The following is a 2353-nucleotide window of genomic DNA, read 5'->3' on the forward strand; positions in this document are numbered from 1 at the left end:
GAACGGCGGACTGTTAATCCGTATGTCGCAAGTTCAAGTCTTGCAAGGGGAGCCACATTCAAGAAAGCCAAGTCGAAAGACTTGGCTTTTTTTCGTTTGAACAAAAACAAACTCTATTCAATATACACATCAGCTCCTCACTAACTCTTAATCAGTCTCGATAAATTGAGTTATCTCCTTTTAGTACTCTTACTACAGCAGTTGATTCTAAGTTCTATAAAGCATATCCACTACAACAGAACCAACGCCTTATAAAGTTCATGACCCGCTAATATTCACATTAAAACAAATAGAACCAAGTCCTGTTACTTTTTTTTCTTCGAAAATTTAATCCCTATCATACTTTGATGTCTTTCTAATATCTGACTTACACCACTTAGATTAAGATTCGATGAATTATACCTAATACTAATTATTGAATCGCTGCGCGGGGAAATATGAAACTAAAAACGCAAGCTTACTTATTATCGGGCATCATCTTGATCGCCCTGCTAGCACTGACGGCTACAGGCTTATGGACCTTAAGAGTTGCTAGCAACATGGACAACAAAGCTCGCGTAACAGAGCTGTTTAAGAGCGCATACAGCATTCTTACTGAAGTCGAAAAAATGGCGATTGATGGCACACTAGAAGAAGAGCAAGCCAAGCAACTAGCTACTCGCCTTCTACGCAACAACATCTATAAAGATAATGAATATGTTTACGTAGCCGATGAGAACATGACGTTTATCGCGACACCATTAGATCCTCAACTGCACGGAACCAGTTTTAACGACTTTAAAGATGGCGACGGCAATAGTGTTGGGCAGCTAATCCAAAGAGTACTTGGTAATCGTACTGGCGAGATCATTGAGTACACCTGGACACAAAAACTGCCAGATGGAACGATTGAAGAAAAACTGTCTATTGCAGAGAAAACGCCACATTGGGGTTGGGTTGTCGGCACTGGTATCGGGTTCAATGAAGTTAACGCTCGTTTTTGGTCTACTGCTCAATGGCAGCTATTCCTTTGTGTCGTGATTGCTGGTCTTATTCTGGCGAGCCTAATTGTATCCATTAAACGCATGCTAGCGCTTCTTGGCGGCGAACCTAAAGACGTACGAGAAGCAGTACAAGCCGTAGCACAAGGTCGAATTCAAACCTCTTTCGAAACTCAGGCAATTGACGGCAGTATCTATCACGCCGTACAACAAATGAGTAAGTCATTGGCTGAGCTAGTATCAAACCTTGACGCTTCAATGCTGGCATTAAGAGGCGAACTGCAGCGCGTAGAAGATCGCGCTGGGTCAATTGGTCAACTGACAGACACCCAACAGCAATCAACAGAGATGATCGCGACAGCAATGACCGAGATGGCCTCTTCAGCCAATAACGTAGCTGCTTCAGCTAGCGATACCGCGCGCAACACCGACGAGGCCGACAAACAGAGCCAGCATACCCAACAACTCATTCACAACACAGTAGATAACATTCAAGGCTTAGCAGGCCAACTAGGCACAGCAAGCGAAGCTGTCGCTAACCTAGATAACGATGTAAACAACATTGCAAAAGTATTGGATGTGATTGGTGATATAGCGGAGCAAACTAACCTATTGGCACTAAATGCAGCCATTGAAGCAGCTCGAGCTGGCGAACAAGGTCGTGGATTTGCTGTTGTAGCAGATGAGGTTCGTAACCTTGCAGGCAGAACACAATCGAGCACAAAAGAAATCCAATTAATGATTAATAACCTTCAAGAGGGATCTCGCAACGCAATTCAAACCATGGAAGTGTGTGCCGCGACCAGTGAAAGCACCGTAACAGAGTCTCAAAACGCCTCTGAAGCACTACAACAGATTGTTGTCGCATTAGAGTCCATTTCATCAATGAGTCATCAAATCGCAACAGCGGCCGCTGAGCAGACTCAGGTGAGCGATGATATATCGAAGCGTATCAATATGATCGAAGAGAGCGGTAACCAACTGAGCAATGTCGTAACAGAAAGTCATAACAGCACCCAAACTCTTGCCTCTCTTTCCAACGAATTAGAAGCTTGGGTTAATAGGTTTGAAGTAAAACACTAAACTCCCTAGAAAATTTTCAAATAAAAAAGCACGTTTTCATACGTGCTTTTTTTATTTCGGCGCCCATTCAGTGTAGTTAACCGTAGTTTTACTATCTTTTAGGGCATGCTAGACCTAGGTTTTTCACCCCAAATGAGCAAAAACAACCCACTAAGTATAGAAAAACATCAAACGATACTTTTTTTGCAATTTAATGTTGACCCAGAACGCGAAAACACGTTTAATACACCTCGTCGCCCGGATAGCTCAGTCGGTAGAGCAGAGGATTGAAAATCCTCGTGTCGGTGGTT

At 43.2% G+C, this 2353-nt stretch carries 1 protein-coding gene; it reads left to right on the forward strand.

Annotation, left to right across the window (positions count from 1 at the left end):
- Positions 1-437 precede the first annotated feature (437 nt).
- Positions 438-2063, forward strand: coding sequence for a methyl-accepting chemotaxis protein (locus tag AB6E52_RS22880; RefSeq protein WP_017062210.1), 1626 nt, complete (start codon positions 438-440; stop codon positions 2061-2063).
- Positions 2064-2353: the final 290 nt, after the last annotated feature.

The organism is Vibrio sp. 10N.247.311.13 (assembly GCF_041467595.1).
Lineage (GTDB): Bacteria > Pseudomonadota > Gammaproteobacteria > Enterobacterales > Vibrionaceae > Vibrio > Vibrio crassostreae_C.

Excerpts from the sequence above, each read along its gene's own strand:
- AB6E52_RS22880 (WP_017062210.1), top strand. The coding sequence starts at position 438 with ATGAAACTAAAAACGCAAGCTTACTTATTATCGGGCATCATCTTGATC.